Origin of the sequence: Aeromonas sp. FDAARGOS 1411 (genome assembly GCF_019047125.1) — a bacterium.
Lineage (GTDB): Bacteria > Pseudomonadota > Gammaproteobacteria > Enterobacterales > Aeromonadaceae > Aeromonas > Aeromonas veronii.
Map to the genome: position 1 here is coordinate 701,107 of NZ_CP077214.1, position 16,667 is coordinate 717,773.

The 16,667-nt window shown below is 58.8% G+C and carries 12 protein-coding genes; 5 read left to right on the forward strand and 7 right to left on the reverse strand.

Translation table 11 applies throughout. The annotated features are described in order from the left end of the window. Window positions 1-109 precede the first annotated feature (109 nt). Window positions 110-490 carry a diacylglycerol kinase gene (locus tag I6L41_RS03125; protein ID WP_005337641.1) on the forward strand — a complete coding sequence of 127 codons (381 nt, stop codon included), beginning with the start codon at window positions 110-112 and terminating at the stop codon, window positions 488-490. An 81-nt stretch (window positions 491-571) separates the two neighbouring features. Here I6L41_RS03125 and serA read toward each other — a convergent pair whose 3' ends face one another. The 5 genes from serA to I6L41_RS03150 all read right to left on the reverse strand — a co-directional run bounded on the left by serA (window position 572) and on the right by I6L41_RS03150 (window position 6,506). Continuing rightward, window positions 572-1,804: a phosphoglycerate dehydrogenase gene (gene serA / locus I6L41_RS03130; protein ID WP_005337639.1), complete on the reverse strand. Its 1,233-nt coding sequence runs from the start codon at window positions 1,802-1,804 to the stop codon at window positions 572-574. Between the two features lie 324 nt (window positions 1,805-2,128). Beyond that, a complete protein-coding gene (gene rpiA / locus I6L41_RS03135; protein ID WP_216961922.1) occupies window positions 2,129-2,782 on the reverse strand; it encodes a ribose-5-phosphate isomerase RpiA in 654 nt (217 codons plus the stop codon). Window positions 2,783-2,943: 161 nt separating this feature from the next. Next, window positions 2,944-3,540 (reverse strand): 5-formyltetrahydrofolate cyclo-ligase, encoded by a 597-nt coding sequence (locus tag I6L41_RS03140; RefSeq protein ID WP_058059524.1) that lies wholly within the window; start codon window positions 3,538-3,540, stop codon window positions 2,944-2,946. Window positions 3,541-3,752: 212 nt separating this feature from the next. Next, window positions 3,753-5,087 (reverse strand): Na+/H+ antiporter NhaC family protein, encoded by a 1,335-nt coding sequence (locus tag I6L41_RS03145; RefSeq protein ID WP_201941436.1) that lies wholly within the window; start codon window positions 5,085-5,087, stop codon window positions 3,753-3,755. Window positions 5,088-5,525: 438 nt separating this feature from the next. Beyond that, window positions 5,526-6,506, reverse strand: a complete 981-nt coding sequence (locus I6L41_RS03150) for an alpha/beta hydrolase (RefSeq protein ID WP_216961923.1) — start codon at window positions 6,504-6,506, stop codon at window positions 5,526-5,528. Between the two features lie 273 nt (window positions 6,507-6,779). Between I6L41_RS03150 and dapB the strand changes: the two genes are divergently transcribed. From dapB to I6L41_RS03170, 4 genes are all read left to right on the forward strand, one after another. Next, complete coding sequence (gene dapB / locus I6L41_RS03155; RefSeq protein ID WP_005347132.1) at window positions 6,780-7,592, forward strand: 4-hydroxy-tetrahydrodipicolinate reductase; 813 nt, start codon at window positions 6,780-6,782, stop codon at window positions 7,590-7,592. Window positions 7,593-8,261: 669 nt separating this feature from the next. Next, on the forward strand, window positions 8,262-9,398 hold the full coding sequence (gene carA / locus I6L41_RS03160; protein ID WP_216961924.1) for a glutamine-hydrolyzing carbamoyl-phosphate synthase small subunit: 1,137 nt from the start codon (window positions 8,262-8,264) through the stop codon (window positions 9,396-9,398). A 20-nt stretch (window positions 9,399-9,418) separates the two neighbouring features. Next, entirely contained in the window at window positions 9,419-12,643 is a 3,225-nt protein-coding gene (carB, locus tag I6L41_RS03165; RefSeq protein WP_216961925.1) for a carbamoyl-phosphate synthase large subunit, read from the forward strand. A gap of 301 nt (window positions 12,644-12,944) precedes the next feature. Next, window positions 12,945-14,096, forward strand: coding sequence for a DUF1615 domain-containing protein (locus I6L41_RS03170; protein WP_100646200.1), 1,152 nt, complete (start codon window positions 12,945-12,947; stop codon window positions 14,094-14,096). 157 nt (window positions 14,097-14,253) lie between these two features. Here the strand turns inward: I6L41_RS03170 and tyrA are convergent, their stop codons facing one another. Both tyrA and I6L41_RS03180 read right to left on the reverse strand, forming a co-directional pair. Next, the gene (gene tyrA, locus I6L41_RS03175) at window positions 14,254-15,381 is read right to left on the reverse strand and encodes a bifunctional chorismate mutase/prephenate dehydrogenase (protein WP_216961927.1); all 1,128 of its coding nucleotides are present in this window, start codon (window positions 15,379-15,381) and stop codon (window positions 14,254-14,256) included. 135 nt (window positions 15,382-15,516) lie between these two features. Next, on the reverse strand, window positions 15,517-16,590 hold the full coding sequence (locus I6L41_RS03180; RefSeq protein WP_216961929.1) for a 3-deoxy-7-phosphoheptulonate synthase: 1,074 nt from the start codon (window positions 16,588-16,590) through the stop codon (window positions 15,517-15,519). Between the last annotated feature and the right edge of the window lie 77 nt (window positions 16,591-16,667).

Sequence of the window (16,667 nt, forward strand, 5' to 3'; positions counted from 1 at the left end):
AGGGGCGAAAAAGCAAAGAGATAAAATAAAGCAAAAGTCCCCTGATTGAAACCTTGGGGGGCTCTGATAGGATGTGAGGCCAAAATCGATTCCAAATGAGGTAGTTAGCGTGGCAAAGCCAGGGGCAACCGGGGTCACCCGCATCATCAACGCAACCGGTTACAGCATGAAGGGGCTCAAGTCAGCCTGGATTAACGAGGCGGCGTTTCGGCAGGAGCTGATGCTGATCCTGTTGCTGATGCCACTGGCCTTCTGGCTGGGGGATTCTCTCAACCAGATCCTGCTGCTTATCGTCATCAGCTGGCTGGTGGTGATCGTCGAGATCCTCAACTCCGCCATTGAAGCTGTGGTAGACAGGGTTGGCTCCGAGCATCATGAGCTCTCCGGTCGCGCCAAGGATCTCGGTTCTGCCGCTGTCTTTATCGCGCTGGCCCTCAATGCCCTGGTGTGGGGCGCGCTGGTAGGCCGCAACCTGTTGGGGTGGTGGTAAGCCATCACGCTGCTTTGAGGTTCTGATTCATACAAAAGCCCGTCATCACGACGGGCTTTTTGCTGCGCAGATAAGGGGGTATCAGTGGAGGATGCGGGCACGGATGGTGCCGTTGATCTCCTTGAGCTTGGCGAGCGCCTTCTCGCTGTGCTCGGTCTCCACGTCGATCACCACGTAACCGATATGGCTGCTGGTCTGCAGGTATTGACCGGCGATGTTGATCCCCTCTTCGGCGAAGATCTGGTTGATCTGGTTCATCACGCCCGGCTGGTTGCGGTGAATGTGCAGCAGGCGGCTGGAGCCCTTGTGGCCCGGCAGCGACACTTCCGGGAAGTTGACGGCGGAGAGGGTGGAGCCGTTGTCGGAGTATTTGACCAGCTTGTTGGCCACTTCCAGCCCGATGTTCTCCTGCGCCTCATGGGTGGTGCCACCAATGTGCGGGGTCAGGATCACGTTCTCCAGCCCACGCAGCGGGCTTTGGAACTCTTCGTCATTGGACTTGGGCTCGACCGGGAAGACGTCGATGGCGGCGCCGGCAATATGGCCGCTCTTGATGACGTCAGCCAGCGCATCGATATCCACCACGGTACCGCGGGCGGCGTTGATGAAGATGGCGCCCGGTTTCATCATCCGCAGCTGCTCGGCACCGATCATGTTCTTGGTGGAGGCGGTCTCCGGTACGTGCAGGCTGATGACGTCAGACATATTGAGCAGCTCGACCATGCTTGGCACCTGAATGGCGTTGCCCAGCGAGAGCTTGTTCTCGATATCGTAGTAATAAACCTTCATGCCGATGCTTTCGGCGATGATGCCAAGCTGGGTACCGATGTGGCCGTAGCCGATGATGCCGAGCTTCTTGCCGCGGGCTTCCACCGAGCGATTGGCCAGTTTTTCCCACACGCCGCGATGGCACTTGGCGTTCTTCTCGGGGATGCCGCGCAGAAGCAGCAGGATCTCGCCCAGCACCAGTTCGGCGACCGAACGGGTGTTGGAGAAGGGGGCGTTGAAGACCGGAATACCGCGGATCTGGGCCGCTTCCAGCTCGACCTGGTTGGTACCGATGCAGAAGCAGCCGATGGCGACCAGCTTGTTGGCGGCGTCGAGGACTTTCTCGGTGATCTGGGTGCGGGAGCGCAGCCCGATGAAATGGACGTCGCGGATCTGCTCGATCAGCTCCTCTTCGGAGAGCGAGGTCTTGAGATACTCCACACTGGTGTAACCTGCGGCACGAAAGGTCTCTACGGTGTTGGGGTGAACCCCCTCAAGCAGCAGAACCTTGATTTTATCCTTGTCCAACGAAAACTTGGCAGTCATGACGATCCCTCTGTATGTGCAAACGTAAGTGCAGATTTGGTGTGCGAAGAAAACCGTAAAGTAGCAAAAACGTTTGGGAGAGGGAATATTTGTGACGAAAGTCAAATTCTTTGAAGTTATCAAAGAATGTTGTAAACATCCGTATGCAACTTGTTGAGGGATAAATAAAAACGGCGCCATCAGGCGCCGTCATTTATTCACAGTGCAATGTTTGGGTCATATCCCATCCCGGGGCTCAATCAACGCCGCTGTTGCGTCAGGGCTGGCAGAGTGGCGCTGGCGGGCGAGGGAGGATGCCGCTGCACTGTGCTACCGGTGTCGGGATTACTGGGTAATCACGCCGTCCGGCGTACCGATCAGGACCACATCGGCGCCGCGGGCGGCGAACAGGCCGTTGGTGACCACACCAACAATGGCGTTCAGTCGTACTTCCAACGCCTTGGCATCGGTAATGGCCATGCCTTTTACATCCAGAATGTGGTTGCCGTTGTCGGTGACCACCCCTTCACGCCACACCGGGTTGCCACCCAGTTTGCGAATTTCGCGGGCCACGTATTCGCGAGCCATCGGGATCACTTCCACCGGCAGCGGGAACTTGCCCAGCACGTCGACGGTCTTGGTGTTGTCGATGATGCAGATGAACTTGTCAGCGACGGCGGCAACGATCTTCTCGCGGGTCAGGGCTGCGCCGCCGCCCTTGATCATGTCGCGGGTTGCGTTGATCTCGTCGGCGCCATCCACGTAGACGGAGAGGGCGTCGATCTCGTTGAGATCATACACGGTGATGCCGAAGCCCTTGAGGCGTTCGGTAGAGGCCACGGAGCTGGATACTGCCCCCTTGATCTCGTCCTTCATGGTCGCCAGCGCGTCGATAAAGTGGTTGACGGTAGAGCCGGTGCCCACCCCGACGATGGTGCCGGGAACCACATGCTTGAGCGCAGCCCAACCGGCCGCCTTCTTCATTTCATCTTGAGTCATGATCGTTCCTTAAGAAAAAAGCGGGCGCATTATATCCAACCCGGTACCCCGTCGCGACCTTGTTGCTCACGTTCCGGGGCAAAAAAAGGGACTTTGTAAATCGTTTGCCTGTTTATTCTGCGTTTGCGCGCACAAAGCCGGGGCTGCTGGCCAAAAACAGCTTATTCAAAGCGCCAGCAGTGGCTCGGGGTGATGATCTGGGGCAGCGGCACATCCCACTCCTCTTGCGGGACCGCATCCACCTGCTGGCAGTCGTGGGCAATGCCGAGCGGCTTGGGGCCCAGCTTGTGCTCATGCCAGATGGCGAGAGTGCGATCGTAGTAGCCGCCCCCCATGCCAAGACGATTGCCCTGGGCATCGAAGGCGACCAGCGGGGTGCAGATAAGATCGAGCGTGCTGTGGGGCACCACCTGCAGGATATCCAGCTCCGGCTCTTCGATGCCGTAGCGGTTGCGTACCATGGGGCTGGTGGCGGTATAGCGCAAAAAGAGCAGGTGACCCGGGGTAAAGGGGTGGAGCACCGGCAGGTAGACCTCTTTGTGCTGGGCCCACAGCCAATGGATGGTGGGCAATGGATTGATCTCCCCGTCATTGGCCAGATAGAGGGCAATGCGTTTGGCGGCGAGGATCTCGGGGTGTTGCTTGAACTGGGCCAGCAGCTGTTGGGCCGCCAATTGCTGCTCGGCCGGACTCAGATTTTTGCGGCGTTGACGAACCAGTTGGCGCAGGGATTGACGTTCGGGTTGGGACTCATGCATGGGGAACCTCTGGTATAGCTGCGCATCGATGGCTTGAACGCGCTCTACCTTAGCACATTCACTCTTGACGTTAAGGGGGGCAGGGGAACTCCCGCCTCGGACGGCTGATGCCCGGGACGGTGGGATAAATGCTGGCGGATCCGTTAGTGAGCCAACAAGGGCCAGGATGTGGCCCGTGTTGATGGCATGTCGGCGCGTCAGCCTCTGGTCAGTTACTTCTCAGCCTTGCCGCACATCTGGTGCTTCACAAACACTGCAATGAGTGCCGCTACCGCGAGCGCCATCGGGTAGAAACTCATGCTCACTACCGCCAGCGGTGACAGGGCGAAGATGGAGCCCAGCAGCAGCGCCTGTGCGCCCCAGGGGATCAGACCCTGTACCACGCAGGAGAAAATATCCAGCATGGAGGCGGCTCGGCGCGGGGTGACACCGTGGTGTTCGGCGAGATCCCGAGCTACCTTGCTGGCGACGATAATAGCCACCGTGTTGTTGGCGGTGCACAGGTTGGTGAGGCTCACCACCCCGGCGATGCCGAGCTCGGCGGCTTTCTCGTTCTGTTCACCATTGTGCTCGCGAGTGAAACGGGCAATCAGGGCGCTGATGCGCTCGCTGATCCAGGCCAGTCCACCCTGACGTTCCATCAGGGCGCCGAGGCCGCCGATCAGCATGGAGAGCAGGAAGATCTCCTGCATGCCGGTAAAGCCCTGATAGATATCCTTGCTGAACTGACCGATGGCGTAGCCGTTGATCATGCCCACCGCTCCGGCGGCCAGAATACCGATCCCCAGCACCACAAACACATTCACTCCGGCGAGCGCCAGCCCAAGAATGAGCAGGTAGGGCATCACCTTGAACAGCTCGATGGCGCTGCCGCTGGCAGGGGATTCACCCACTGACCCCAGGGTCAGATAGAGCAGGATCACTGCGATGGCGGCAGGGGCGGCAATCTTGAAGTTCTCGCGGAACTTGTCCTTCATCTCGCACCCTTGGCTGCGGGTTGCTGCTATGGTGGTGTCGGAGATGATGGAGAGGTTATCGCCAAACATGGCGCCGGAGAGAATGGTGCCTGCCATCAGTACCGGATCGATACCGGCCGCCTGCGCCACGCCCAGCGCGACCGGCGCCACGGCACCTATGGTGCCCATGGAGGTGCCCATGGCGGTAGCAATAAAGGCAGAGATGAGGAACAGCCCGGGCAACAGCGCCCAGCCAGGGATGAGCGACAGGCCCAGCGCCACAGTAGCATCAACCCCGCCGGTGGCCTTGGCCACGCTGGCAAAGGCGCCCGCCAGCAGATAGATAAGGCACATCGCCATGATATTGCTGTGGCCAACCCCCTTGAAGAAGGTCTCCAGATTGCTGTTGAAGCTCTCTTTGCCAAGCAGCAGGGCCAGCATCACCGCAGGCAGGGCTGCAACCGGAGCGGGCAGCTGATAGAAGGCGAATTCGACCCCCTGCAGGGTCAGCCAGGTACCGGTACCGATAAAGAGTGCGAGAAAAACCAGAAGTGGCAACAAGGCCCTGGCACTGGGTTGAGTCTGGATCATGTGTTCCTCTGAAATTGAACAATGACCTCCTGTCATAAACTGCTTTGTACCTGTATCGGATAGGGATAGGGGGAAAACAGGGCGGGCATCCTGCCGCATTGGGGTGCCCACAGTAGTGAGTCAACCTCGCTTGGTCAAGATAGACGTCCAGATGGATAGGTGTTTTTGTTTGATGATTCTGGTGTTGTTGAGATATCCAAAGAATATTCGGAAAAAGAAGTTAGTGTTGATTATTGTTCATTGCTGTTCTGACGCAGTCCGCGGGTATCTGGGGGTATCGCGTGCCTTTAATAAGGAAAGAGGTAAACGATAAGATCTCTGCATGCCATCTTGGGGATTTCTCCCGAAGCCAAACGTCAGCCGCACCTCTCTCTATCTCTACGTGAGCATGGTACGGATATTTCCAGAACGCGTGGACACAAGACCTGGGCTGTGTGGTTACTGTGCCAGTGTCTCCACCGCCTGAACGGCTGTCGCGAGAGCATCCTGTTCCAGCGTCAGCGGAATGTGGCCAATTCCGGGCAGCAGGGTGACAGGCCAGGAGATTCCGAGAAGTCTTAACTCAGGTTCAAGTTGATCTGTTTGGAAGGCTTCGTCATTTGCACCCGCGATCATGGCGCAGGGGCGTTGCACATTGCGCAAATTCTGCTGATAGTCGCGCTCTGGCTGAAAGTTCGAGGCAAGGTTGAAGGAGTAGGAGGGGGTCAGCAGGGATTTCGCCTCATCATTAAGGGCAAAGTTCAGCACGGTCAGATGGTTGAGTGCGGAAATATGGAAACCGTTGAGGATGCTCAGGGCGATGAGGCGAGGCAAGCCGACACGCACCCAGCCACCGCTGTTGGGCCGGTAGTTGGCGGCGGTGGGGCCGAGATAGGGGGAGAGCAGCAGATAGCTCTCGAACAGGGTTTGTCGCGTGCTGCCAGCAACGCGCAGCACAAAGCCACCCCCTGACGAGAAGCCGACGAGTGTTGCAGGCTTGTCGGGGGCTACCGACTTGATGAAATCTTCCAGATCGTCTTCAAGCTGACCGATGTAGGTAATGGTGCCTTTGTTGCCCGATGCGCCATGGCCGCGAATATCGAGGGCGTAGGCGTCATATCCCGCTTGCGAAAAGGCGCTCGCCATCTTGTGCATGCTCTGGCTGCTGGCAGAAGAGCCATGAACCAGTACCACGCTGCCCTTGACCTTGTTGTTCTCTGCGTGCTCTTTTGCGCCATAGTGCCGATAGGCCAAGTTCGTGCCGTCACGCGCCGGGTATCTTGAGAGGGGTGGCATGTTGCTCCAGCCACACCCCTTGAAAGGGTCGTTGATGCTGGCCATCGCCGGTGCCGGACTCGGCCCGCCAAACAGCAGAGCCGCGGCCAGCATGACCAGGGTCAGTGATATCAACCCCACAGCAAACAGCAATCCTGCGCTCATCCTTGCACCTCATTTGATATCGACACGGGCGTGGCCCTGATTCTGCTTATGCTGGCATTTCACTCGTTCGAACCTATCAGATGGCACCCGGTCTGCCAAATGATGGAGTGAGACGATGAAAAACGGCCTGTGACCAAAAGGAAGTTCTTGGCCAGCCAGCGGGCGCTGCCGTTGGCGAGTGCAGCAAGGAGGGGTGGCATCATGGCTTTTCAAACCCGGCGCGGGCTGGTAAAACGGTCTCTTTCCATAATTAAAAGAGATGAGAGGGTGGAGATGGACAATCCGATCCGTGTGGCCGTGATGGGCTGTAATGGTCGTATGGGCAAGGTGCTGTTGGAGGCCATCACCAACACCGATGGCGTAGTGGTCGGTGCCGCGCTGGAGCGGCCGGGTTCGGCGGTGATCGGCCTTGATGCCGGTGAGCTCAATGGGCTGGGCCATCTGGGTGTGGCCATCAGCGATAGTCTGGACAAGGTGCGCGATGAGTTTGATCTTATCATCGACTTTACCCGCCCCGAGGTGACCCTGGCCAATCTGGCCTTTGCGCTGGCCCACCACAAGCAAATGGTGATTGGCACCACCGGTTTTGACGATGCAGGCAAGGCTGCTCTGAAAGAGGCTGGCAAGCAGATCGGTATCGTGTTCGCCTCCAACTACTCGGTCGGGGTCAACCTGGTGTTCAAGCTGCTGGAGCAGGCCGCCAAGGTGATGGGGGATTACACCGACATCGAGATCATCGAGGGACACCATCGCCACAAGGTGGATGCGCCATCCGGTACCGCGCTCTCCATGGGGGAAGTGGTCGCCAAAACGCTGGGTCGGGATCTCAAGGAGTGCGCCGTCTATGGTCGCGAGGGGATCACTGGCGAGCGGGATCGCAACACTATCGGCTTTGCCACCATTCGCGCCGGCGATCTGGTGGGGGAGCATACCGTCATGTTTGCCGATATCGGCGAGCGGGTGGAGATCAGCCACAAAGCTTCAAGTCGCCTGACTTTCGCCAACGGTGCTGTGCGGGCGGGCAAGTGGCTTGGTCAGCAGGGTGCCGGTCTTTATGACATGCAGGATGTGCTCAATCTCAAGTGATGCCTCTGTGCGGCACTTTCGTACTACAGCTACCCAGTGAAAAACCCCGGCTTGCCGGGGTTTTTGCTGTCAGTCAGCCAGAGTTTGTGTAAAAAGACACGCTATCGGCAATTTTTATCTGAATGCCTTATAAATCACACTATTGCGTTATCCACCAGATTTTCCCTTCCTGAATGTCATCACCAGGTAACAGATTTGAGCATCTTTATGGCTGATAAAGCCATTTTTTTACACCAATCGGAAAAGACTAAAAATTCAAACACAGAAAAACGTTTTCCATTTTTCGTGTTCACTCTTGTCATCTTAAAAGCGTTAAATTTGTCATTAATGTTTTTTGTGTAAAAATAAATGCCATTGTTTTAATTGGTTTTTTTGTTTGTTTTTGTCGCTATTGCTGGCTTGGTGTCATCTTTTGGTGGTGGTTTTTCCTTTTCTTTCGTGGGAGGGGGTTGCAAAGCGATTAAGTGCATAGATAATGGGTAATGTTGCTTTTTTATTGAATTTAGATGCATTTCGTCTGAGAAAAGACGTTGAAATGCCACTTTTTTTAAGTAGAATGCGCCCAATTTGCCAGAAATCTGCCGGGTTCGAGTCCTGTCCAAGACCGGAACCGAGCCCGCAACACCCAGGTAAATTGCTGAATTTAAAGCTAAATAACTGGAGGTTGTCTTGAATCACACTGCATTGCTAGTGCTGGAAGATGGAACTGTGTTCAAAGGCGTGTCGATAGGCGCCGAGGGATGTTCCGTTGGTGAAGTGGTTTTCAATACGTCGATGACGGGCTATCAGGAAATCCTCACCGATCCCTCTTATTCCCGTCAGATAGTCACCCTCACTTACCCCCATATAGGCAACACCGGCACCAACAGCGAAGATGAAGAGTCCAGTCAGATCCATGCTCAGGGATTGATCATCCGGGACCTTCCGATACTTGCCTCCAATTTCCGCAATCAGCAATCCCTCTCCGAATACCTCAAGTCTCACAACATCGTTGGCATCGCCGACATCGACACCCGTAAACTGACCCGCATCCTGCGCGAGAAAGGCGCTCAGGCTGGCTGCATTCTGGCCGGGAAACAGGTCGATGAAGCCTATGCCCTCGAACAGGCCCGCGCCTTCCCCGGTCTGAAGGGGATGGATCTGGCCAAAGAGGTGACGGTTGGTGAAGCGTACAACTGGACCGAAGGGAGCTGGCAGCTTGGCAAGGGGCATGTCACCCCGTATGCCGACCAGCTGAAATACCACGTGGTGGCCTACGACTTCGGCGTCAAGCGCAACATTCTGCGGATGCTGGTGGACCGTGGCTGCCGCCTGACCGTGGTGCCTGCCAAGACCCCGGCCGCCGAGGTACTGGCGATGAACCCGGATGGTATCTTCCTCTCCAACGGCCCCGGCGACCCCGAGCCGTGCGACTACGCCATCGAGGCCATCAAGGCTTTCCTTAATACCAACACGCCGGTGTTCGGCATCTGTCTGGGTCACCAGCTGCTGGGGCTGGCCTCCGGTGCCAAGACCGTCAAGATGAAGTTTGGCCACCACGGCGCCAACCATCCGGTGAAGAGCCTCGATGACAACACCGTCATGATCACCGCTCAGAACCACGGCTTTGCGGTAGACGAGAACAGCCTGCCGGATTGCCTGCGCGCCACCCACGTCTCCCTGTTCGATGGCTCCCTGCAAGGTATCCATCGCACCGACCGTCCGGCCTTCAGCTTCCAGGGGCACCCTGAAGCGAGCCCGGGCCCGCACGACTGTGCCGGTCTTTTTGACCACTTTATTGAATTGATTAAGCAGTATCGCGCCTAAGAAATAGAGGAAAGAGTTTCATGCCAAAACGTAATGACCTTCAGAGCATCCTGATCCTCGGCGCCGGCCCCATCGTCATCGGCCAAGCCTGCGAATTTGACTACTCCGGCGCCCAGGCGTGCAAAGCCCTGCGCGAGGAGGGCTACCGCGTCATTCTGGTCAACTCCAACCCGGCCACTATCATGACCGACCCGGAGATGGCAGACGCCACCTACATCGAGCCCATCACCTGGGAAGTGGTGCGCGAAATCATCAAGAAAGAGCGCCCGGACGCCATCCTGCCCACTATGGGCGGCCAGACTGCGCTCAACTGCGCACTGGCGCTGGAGAAGCATGGCGTGCTGGCCGAGTTCGGTGTCGAGATGATCGGTGCCACCGCCGACGCCATCGACAAGGCCGAAGACCGCTCCCGCTTTGACAAGGCGATGCGCAGCATCGGCCTGGAGTGCCCGCGTGCCGGCATCGCCCACAACATGGAAGAGGCGTGGGGCGTGCAACAGATGGTTGGCTTCCCCTGCATCATCCGTCCCTCCTTTACCATGGGTGGCTCCGGTGGCGGCATCGCCTACAACACCGAAGAGTTCGTTGAGATCTGCGAGCGCGGTCTGGACTTGTCGCCGACCAAAGAGCTGCTCATCGACGAGTCGCTGATCGGCTGGAAAGAGTACGAGATGGAGGTGGTGCGGGATCGCAACGACAACTGCATCATCGTCTGCGCCATCGAAAACTTCGACCCCATGGGTATCCACACCGGTGACTCCATCACGGTCGCGCCAGCCCAGACGCTGACCGACAAGGAGTACCAGCTGATGCGCAACGCCTCCATGGCGGTGCTGCGCGAAATCGGTGTCGAGACCGGCGGCTCCAACGTCCAGTTCGGCATCAACCCGAAAGATGGCCGCATGGTCATCATCGAGATGAACCCGCGGGTGTCGCGCTCCTCTGCGCTGGCCTCCAAGGCGACCGGTTTCCCCATCGCCAAGATCGCAGCCAAGCTCGCCATCGGTTACACCCTCGACGAGCTGATGAACGACATCACCGGCGGTCGCACTCCGGCCTCCTTCGAGCCGGCCATCGACTACGTGGTGACCAAGGTGCCACGCTTCAACTTCGAGAAGTTCGCCGGTGCCAACGACCGTCTGACGACCCAGATGAAGTCGGTCGGTGAAGTGATGGCTATTGGCCGTAACTTCCAGGAGTCCCTGCACAAGGCGTTGCGCAGCCTCGAGACCGGTAAGACCGGCTTCGACCCCATGGTGGATCTGAACGCCCCGGACTCCCTGACCCGCATCCGTCACGAGCTGCAGGATGCCGGTAGCGACCGTATCTTCTACATCGCCGATGCATTCCGCGCCGGTCTCTCCATGGACGGCATCTTCAAGCTGACCAAGATTGACCCCTGGTTCCTGGTACAGATTGAAGATCTGGTGAAACTGGAAGAAGAGGTGAAAGAGCGCGGCATGGCCGGTCTCGATGCTGACTTCCTGCGCGCCCTGAAGCGCAAAGGCTTTGCCGATGCCCGTCTGGCCAAGATCCTCGGTGTGGCCGAAGGGGAAGTGCGCAAACTGCGTGCCCGCAACAACATCTTCCCGGTCTACAAGCGGGTCGATACCTGCGCCGCCGAGTTCGCCACCAACACCGCCTACATGTACTCCAGCTATGACGAGGAGTGCGAAGCGGCCCCGAGCAACCGCGACAAGATCATGATCATCGGCGGCGGCCCGAACCGTATCGGTCAGGGTATCGAGTTCGACTACTGCTGCGTGCACGCGGCGCTGGCCCTGCGCGAAGACGGTTATGAGACCATCATGGTCAACTGCAACCCGGAGACCGTCTCCACCGATTACGACACTTCTGACCGTCTCTACTTCGAGCCGGTGACCCTGGAAGATGTGCTGGAAATCGTGCGCATCGAAAAACCCAAGGGCGTGATTGTCCAGTACGGTGGCCAGACCCCGCTGAAACTGGCCCGTGCACTGGAAGCCAACGGCGTACCGATCATCGGTACCAGCCCGGATGCCATCGACCGCGCCGAAGACCGTGAACGCTTCCAGTCTGCCGTCGAGCGCCTCGGCCTCAAGCAGCCGGAAAACGGCACCGTCACCGCGCTGGAGCAGGCCGTGCTGCTGGCCGAGCGCATTACCTACCCGCTGGTGGTTCGTCCCTCCTACGTGCTGGGTGGCCGCGCCATGGAAATCGTCTATGACGAGCAGGATCTGCGTCGCTACTTCGCCGAGGCGGTGAGCGTCTCCAACGAATCGCCTGTACTGCTGGACCGCTTCCTGGACGATGCGACCGAGCTGGACGTGGATGCCATCTGCGACGGCACCGACGTGGTCATCGGCGGCATCATGGAGCACATCGAGCAGGCCGGTATTCACTCCGGTGACTCCGGTTGCTCCCTGCCTCCCTATACCTTGTCCAAGAAGATTCAGGACGAGATCCGCGAGCAGGTGCGCAAGCTGGCGCTGGAGCTCGGCGTTATCGGCCTGATGAACGTGCAGTTCGCGGTCAAGGGCGATGACATCTACCTTATCGAGGTGAACCCGCGTGCCGCCCGTACCGTGCCGTTTGTCTCCAAGGCGACCGGTGCTCCGCTGGCCAAGATTGCCGCCCGTGTGATGGCCGGTCAGTCGCTGCAAGAACAGGGCTTCACCAAAGAGATCATCCCGCCCTACTACTCGGTGAAAGAGGTGGTACTGCCGTTCGCCAAGTTCCCGGGGGTTGACCCGCTGCTGGGGCCGGAGATGCGCTCCACAGGTGAGGTAATGGGTGTGGGCAGCAGCTTTGCCGAGGCCTATGCCAAGGCGCAGCTGGGTGCCAACCACGCCGTACCGAAAGAGGGTCGTGCCCTCTTGTCAGTGCGTCACAGCGACAAGGCGCAGGTGGTCGACTTGGCCGCCAAGCTGCTGGAGCTGGGCTACGAGCTGGATGCCACTCACGGCACCGCCGTCGCGCTGGGTGAGGCGAGCATCAACCCGCGTCTGGTCAACAAGGTGCACGAAGGTCGCCCGCACATTCTCGACCGCATCAAGAATGGCGAGTACACCTACATCGTCAACACCGCCGAAGGGCGGGTGGCGATCCAGGACTCCAAGCAGCTGCGTCGCGCCGCCTTGCAAAACAAAGTGGCGTATACCACCACCATGAACGAGGCGTTTGCCACCTGCATGGCCATCAGTGTGGATGCCACCGCCAACGTCAACTCGGTGCAGGAGCTGCACCAGAAGGTGAAAAACCGCTAAGCGTTTGCAGCGGGCATCAGCCCGATTTGCCAGACGACCAACCCCCGCCAGCGATGGTGGGGGTTTCTTTTTATCTGTCGCTAAGCGTTCGGTTCGGAGCGGGTGAGCCATTTAGGAAGGTCATGAGTTCCGCATCGCAGACAACGGATGGCGCGTGGGGTGGTAAAAGCTGGCAAGGGGAGGGGATGCTGCGAGCGCGGGTTTCAACTGCAGCAGGCAATCCTCTACAATGGCCCCACTTTGCTTGTCAGTGCAGTGCCAGCGGCGCTGCCTGTAGGGCCTACAAAAAATGGACATGCTTATGACCGCTTTGCCTTCCTGTCGTCTTCTTGCCTTCTGCGCTGCCTTGTTGCTGGCCGGTTGTGCCAGTGATCCCGCCTCCGCGCCTGCCAAAGAGGCGAGCGTGAGCAACCCCAAAACGCCGCCTGCCATGCAGCCGCGCAAACCGGCGGATATGAAGAGCCGCATCGTGCGCTTCTTGCCCCGTCAGGTGCCGGACAAACAGGGGTGGGCCAACGACGTGGTGACGGCGCTCACCACCCAGGGGGTGACGGTCAATGATCACAATGTCTGTAGCGTGCTGGCGGTGGCGGAGCAGGAAGCCACCTATCAGGCCGACCCCGTGGTGCCGGGCCTTGGCAAGATCGCCTGGAAAGAGATCAACTCGCGGGCAGCCAAGCTGCTGATCCCCGAGTTTATGGTGCGGGCCGCACTCTCCATCAACTCGCCCACCGGCAAGAGCTACGCCGAGCGGATCGACAAGTTGCGTACCGAGCGGGAGATGAGTGAAATCTTCGAAGACATGATCAGCATGCTGCCGATGGGCAAGACGCTGTTTGGCAATCTCAACCCGGTGCATACCGGCGGCCCGATGCAGGTGAGCATCGCCTTTGCCGAGGCCAACGCCCGTGGCTACCCCTATCCAATCAAGGATTCCATCCGCCACGAAGTCTTTACCCGTCGCGGCGGCATCTGGTTTGGCACCAAGCATATCTTCGGTTATCCCGTCGACTACCCGGATACCCTCTACCGTTTTGCCGACTTCAACGCCGGCTGGTACGCCAGCCGCAATGCCGCTTTTCAAGCCGCCGTCAGCCGTTTGAGTGGCAAAACTCTGGCGCTGGACGGGGATCTGATCCGCTATGACTCGGATCTGCCGGGCAATACCGAACTGGCCGTCTACACCCTCGCCAACCGGGTCAATATGAGCAAACAGGCGATCCACCAGAGCCTGCGCAAAGGGGATACCGCCGAATTTGCCGAGACCGATCTCTACCATCGCATCTTTACCCTGGCCGACAAGCAAGCGGGCAAGCGACTGCCCCGCGCCATCCTGCCCGGCATACAGCTAAAGAGCCCAAAAATCACCCGCAACCTCACCACCGCCTGGTTTGCCAAGCGGGTGGATGACAGGGAGCAACGCTGCGTGCGGCAGATGGCGACGATTAGGTAGGACTGGGTTTGCTTCGAGACTAGTTGCAAAGCGGGTTGCCATTGTTAATGACAACCCGCACGCTTAATCGCTTCCAATGGAGATCTTTGGCTCGCATCCAGTTATGAACGGTGGCGGCTCCTTCCGAGTGGCATGAGTTGTTACTACTGTTGCAGGATCAGCCGTGTTGGCGGCGGTCGTTGGCCTGGGCCAGTAGCATGCGGCTTTCACGCAGGAACTGGTCGGCATGTTCGCCGAAGAAACCGGAGACTTGCGAGAAGGCCTCGATGAAACCGTCCCTGTCTCCTCGCTCCAGCAGCCCCAGCGCTTCGCCGAAGTTTTGGTAGTAGCGACGGATCATCGCCAGATTCTGCGGTGACGACAAAATGATGTCGGCATAGAGGTGGGGATCTTGGGCAAACAGCCGCCCCACCATGGCGAGCTCCAGCCGGTAGATGGGGGAGCTCAAACTCAGCAAGCGATCCAGATTGGCCTGCTCCCGGGAGAGGTGCCAGCCATAGGCAAAGGTGGCGAAGTGACGCAGCGCCTGAATGAGGGTCATCGCCTCATCGTGGGCCTTGGCTTCCACCTGTTGCAAGCGGGCGCCCCAGATGGTCATCTGATCCAGCAGCCATTGGCTGGCTGCGGGGTTACGACCCTGACAGCAGACGATCACCTGCTTGGCGAGGCTTGCCACATCCGGCCCGAACATGGGGTGTAGTCCCAGTACCGGCCCCTGATGTACCGCCAGCATATGTTCGAGCGGCGCCGCCTTCACGCTGGTGACATCCACCAACAGGCAGTGGGTGGGCAGGTTGCCGAGGCGGTCGATGATCTGGCAGGTGATATCGATGGGCACCGCCACCATCACCAGACCGGCTTCGGCGAGGATCTCGTCAGCGCGCGGCCAGTCGGCTTGTTCCAGCGTCTCGACCCAGTAGCCTGAGAGGCTGAACATATGGCCGAACAAGCGACCAAGCTGGCCCTGACCACCGATGATGACCACTTTGCCAAGGTCCGGCTTTATGCATTTGAAGCCGGTATCTTTCTCGCTGGCGTAAGATTCGCGCATCACCCGGCGCAGCACGTCTTCGATGAGATCGCCGGGCACCCCCAACTGCTCAGCCTCGGCGCGGCGGCGGGCCAGCATGCTCGCTTCCCGATCCGGTGCATAGATGGGCAGGCCGTGGCGGCTCTTTACCTCACCCACTTCTCCCACTAGGGCCAGACGGGCGGCCAGCAGATCGATCAGCTGCTTGTCCACCGCATCTATCTTGTCCCTGAGTACATTCAACTCTTCAGCCATATCCAGTCCCTGCTGGCGCCGCGAGCGGCGGCGCCCTGAAATTCAAGATGCAACAAGGTATCACGGCGTGAGCGGCTTGATGCCACCAGCGGTGATACCTCGATTGTTCAATAGGTTGCGACAAAATACCACGGCTTACCGCGCAGTTCTGCCCTTGAGAGGGTCAGCCAGCTGGTTGTGGCAGCGGGCCAGCAGGGTGGCGGTGGTGTCCCAGTCGATGCAGGCATCGGTGATGGAGACCCCGTAGCGCATCTGCTCTTTGGGCTGCTCACTGGACTGGTTTCCCTCGAACAGGTTGGATTCGAGCATCACCCCGATGATGGAGCGGTTGCCCTCCTGGATCTGGTGGATGACGTTGTCGGCCACCTTGGGCTGCAAACGGTGATCCTTGCTGGAGTTGCCGTGGCTGCAATCCACCACAAGGCTCGGCAGCAGGCCTGCTTTCTCCAGCGCCTCTTCCGCCAGCGACACGTTGACCGAGTCGTAGTTGGGATGTTTGCCGCCGCGCAGGATCACGTGGCCATCCGGGTTGCCCTGGGTCTGCAACAACGCCACCTGGCCCTGCTGGTTGATCCCCATAAAGGCGTGAGGGGAGGAGGCCGCCAGCAGCGCATTGATGGCGGTCCCCAGGTTGCCGTCGGTGCCGTTCTTGAAGCCGACCGGCATGGAGAGGCCGGACGCCATCTCCCTGTGGGTCTGGGATTCGGTGGTGCGCGCGCCGATGGCTGACCAGGAGAAGAGCTCGGCCAGGTATTGCGGGCTGATGGGGTCGAGCGCTTCGGTGGCCAGCGGCAACTCCAGCTCCGCCAGCCAGCAGAGCAGCTCGCGGGCACGGTGCAGCCCCAGCTCTACATCGAAGGTGCCATCCAGATTGGGGTCGTTGATAAAGCCTTTCCAGCCGACCGTGGTGCGCGGTTTCTCAAAGTAGACCCGCATGACAATGTAGAGAGAGTCCTGATAGGCATCATGCAGCGCTTTGAGTCTGGTTGCGTACTCTTTGGCAGCGTCCATGTCGTGGATGGAGCAGGGACCACAGATCACCAGCAGCCGGTGATCGCGGCGGTGAATGATATCGGCGATGGTATTGCGGGCCCCTTGCACGAATGCCAGCGCCTTGTCGGAGATGGGTAACTTCTCCTTGAGCTGGGCAGGCGTGATCATCACTTGTTCGGACTGGATATGGATGTTGTTCAGGGGGTCTCTTTGCATGATTTCATACTCTCTACTGTATTAAGCCAAAAGCGGTTGTACCTATATATTTACACTGGTACCTGCTTTGTTACGCA

Bases quoted from the DNA above. Each gene is read 5' to 3' on its own strand.
- serA (WP_005337639.1), bottom strand. From the start codon at position 1,804: ATGACTGCCAAGTTTTCGTTGGACAAGGATAAAATCAAGGTTCTGCTG.
- rpiA (WP_216961922.1), bottom strand. From the start codon at position 2,782: ATGACTCAAGATGAAATGAAGAAGGCGGCCGGTTGGGCTGCGCTCAAG.
- I6L41_RS03140 (WP_058059524.1), bottom strand. From the start codon at position 3,540: ATGCATGAGTCCCAACCCGAACGTCAATCCCTGCGCCAACTGGTTCGT.
- I6L41_RS03145 (WP_201941436.1), bottom strand. From the start codon at position 5,087: ATGATCCAGACTCAACCCAGTGCCAGGGCCTTGTTGCCACTTCTGGTT.
- I6L41_RS03150 (WP_216961923.1), bottom strand. From the start codon at position 6,506: ATGAGCGCAGGATTGCTGTTTGCTGTGGGGTTGATATCACTGACCCTG.
- dapB (WP_005347132.1), top strand. From the start codon at position 6,780: ATGGACAATCCGATCCGTGTGGCCGTGATGGGCTGTAATGGTCGTATG.
- carB (WP_216961925.1), top strand. From the start codon at position 9,419: ATGCCAAAACGTAATGACCTTCAGAGCATCCTGATCCTCGGCGCCGGC.
- I6L41_RS03170 (WP_100646200.1), top strand. From the start codon at position 12,945: ATGACCGCTTTGCCTTCCTGTCGTCTTCTTGCCTTCTGCGCTGCCTTG.
- tyrA (WP_216961927.1), bottom strand. From the start codon at position 15,381: ATGGCTGAAGAGTTGAATGTACTCAGGGACAAGATAGATGCGGTGGAC.
- I6L41_RS03180 (WP_216961929.1), bottom strand. From the start codon at position 16,590: ATGCAAAGAGACCCCCTGAACAACATCCATATCCAGTCCGAACAAGTG.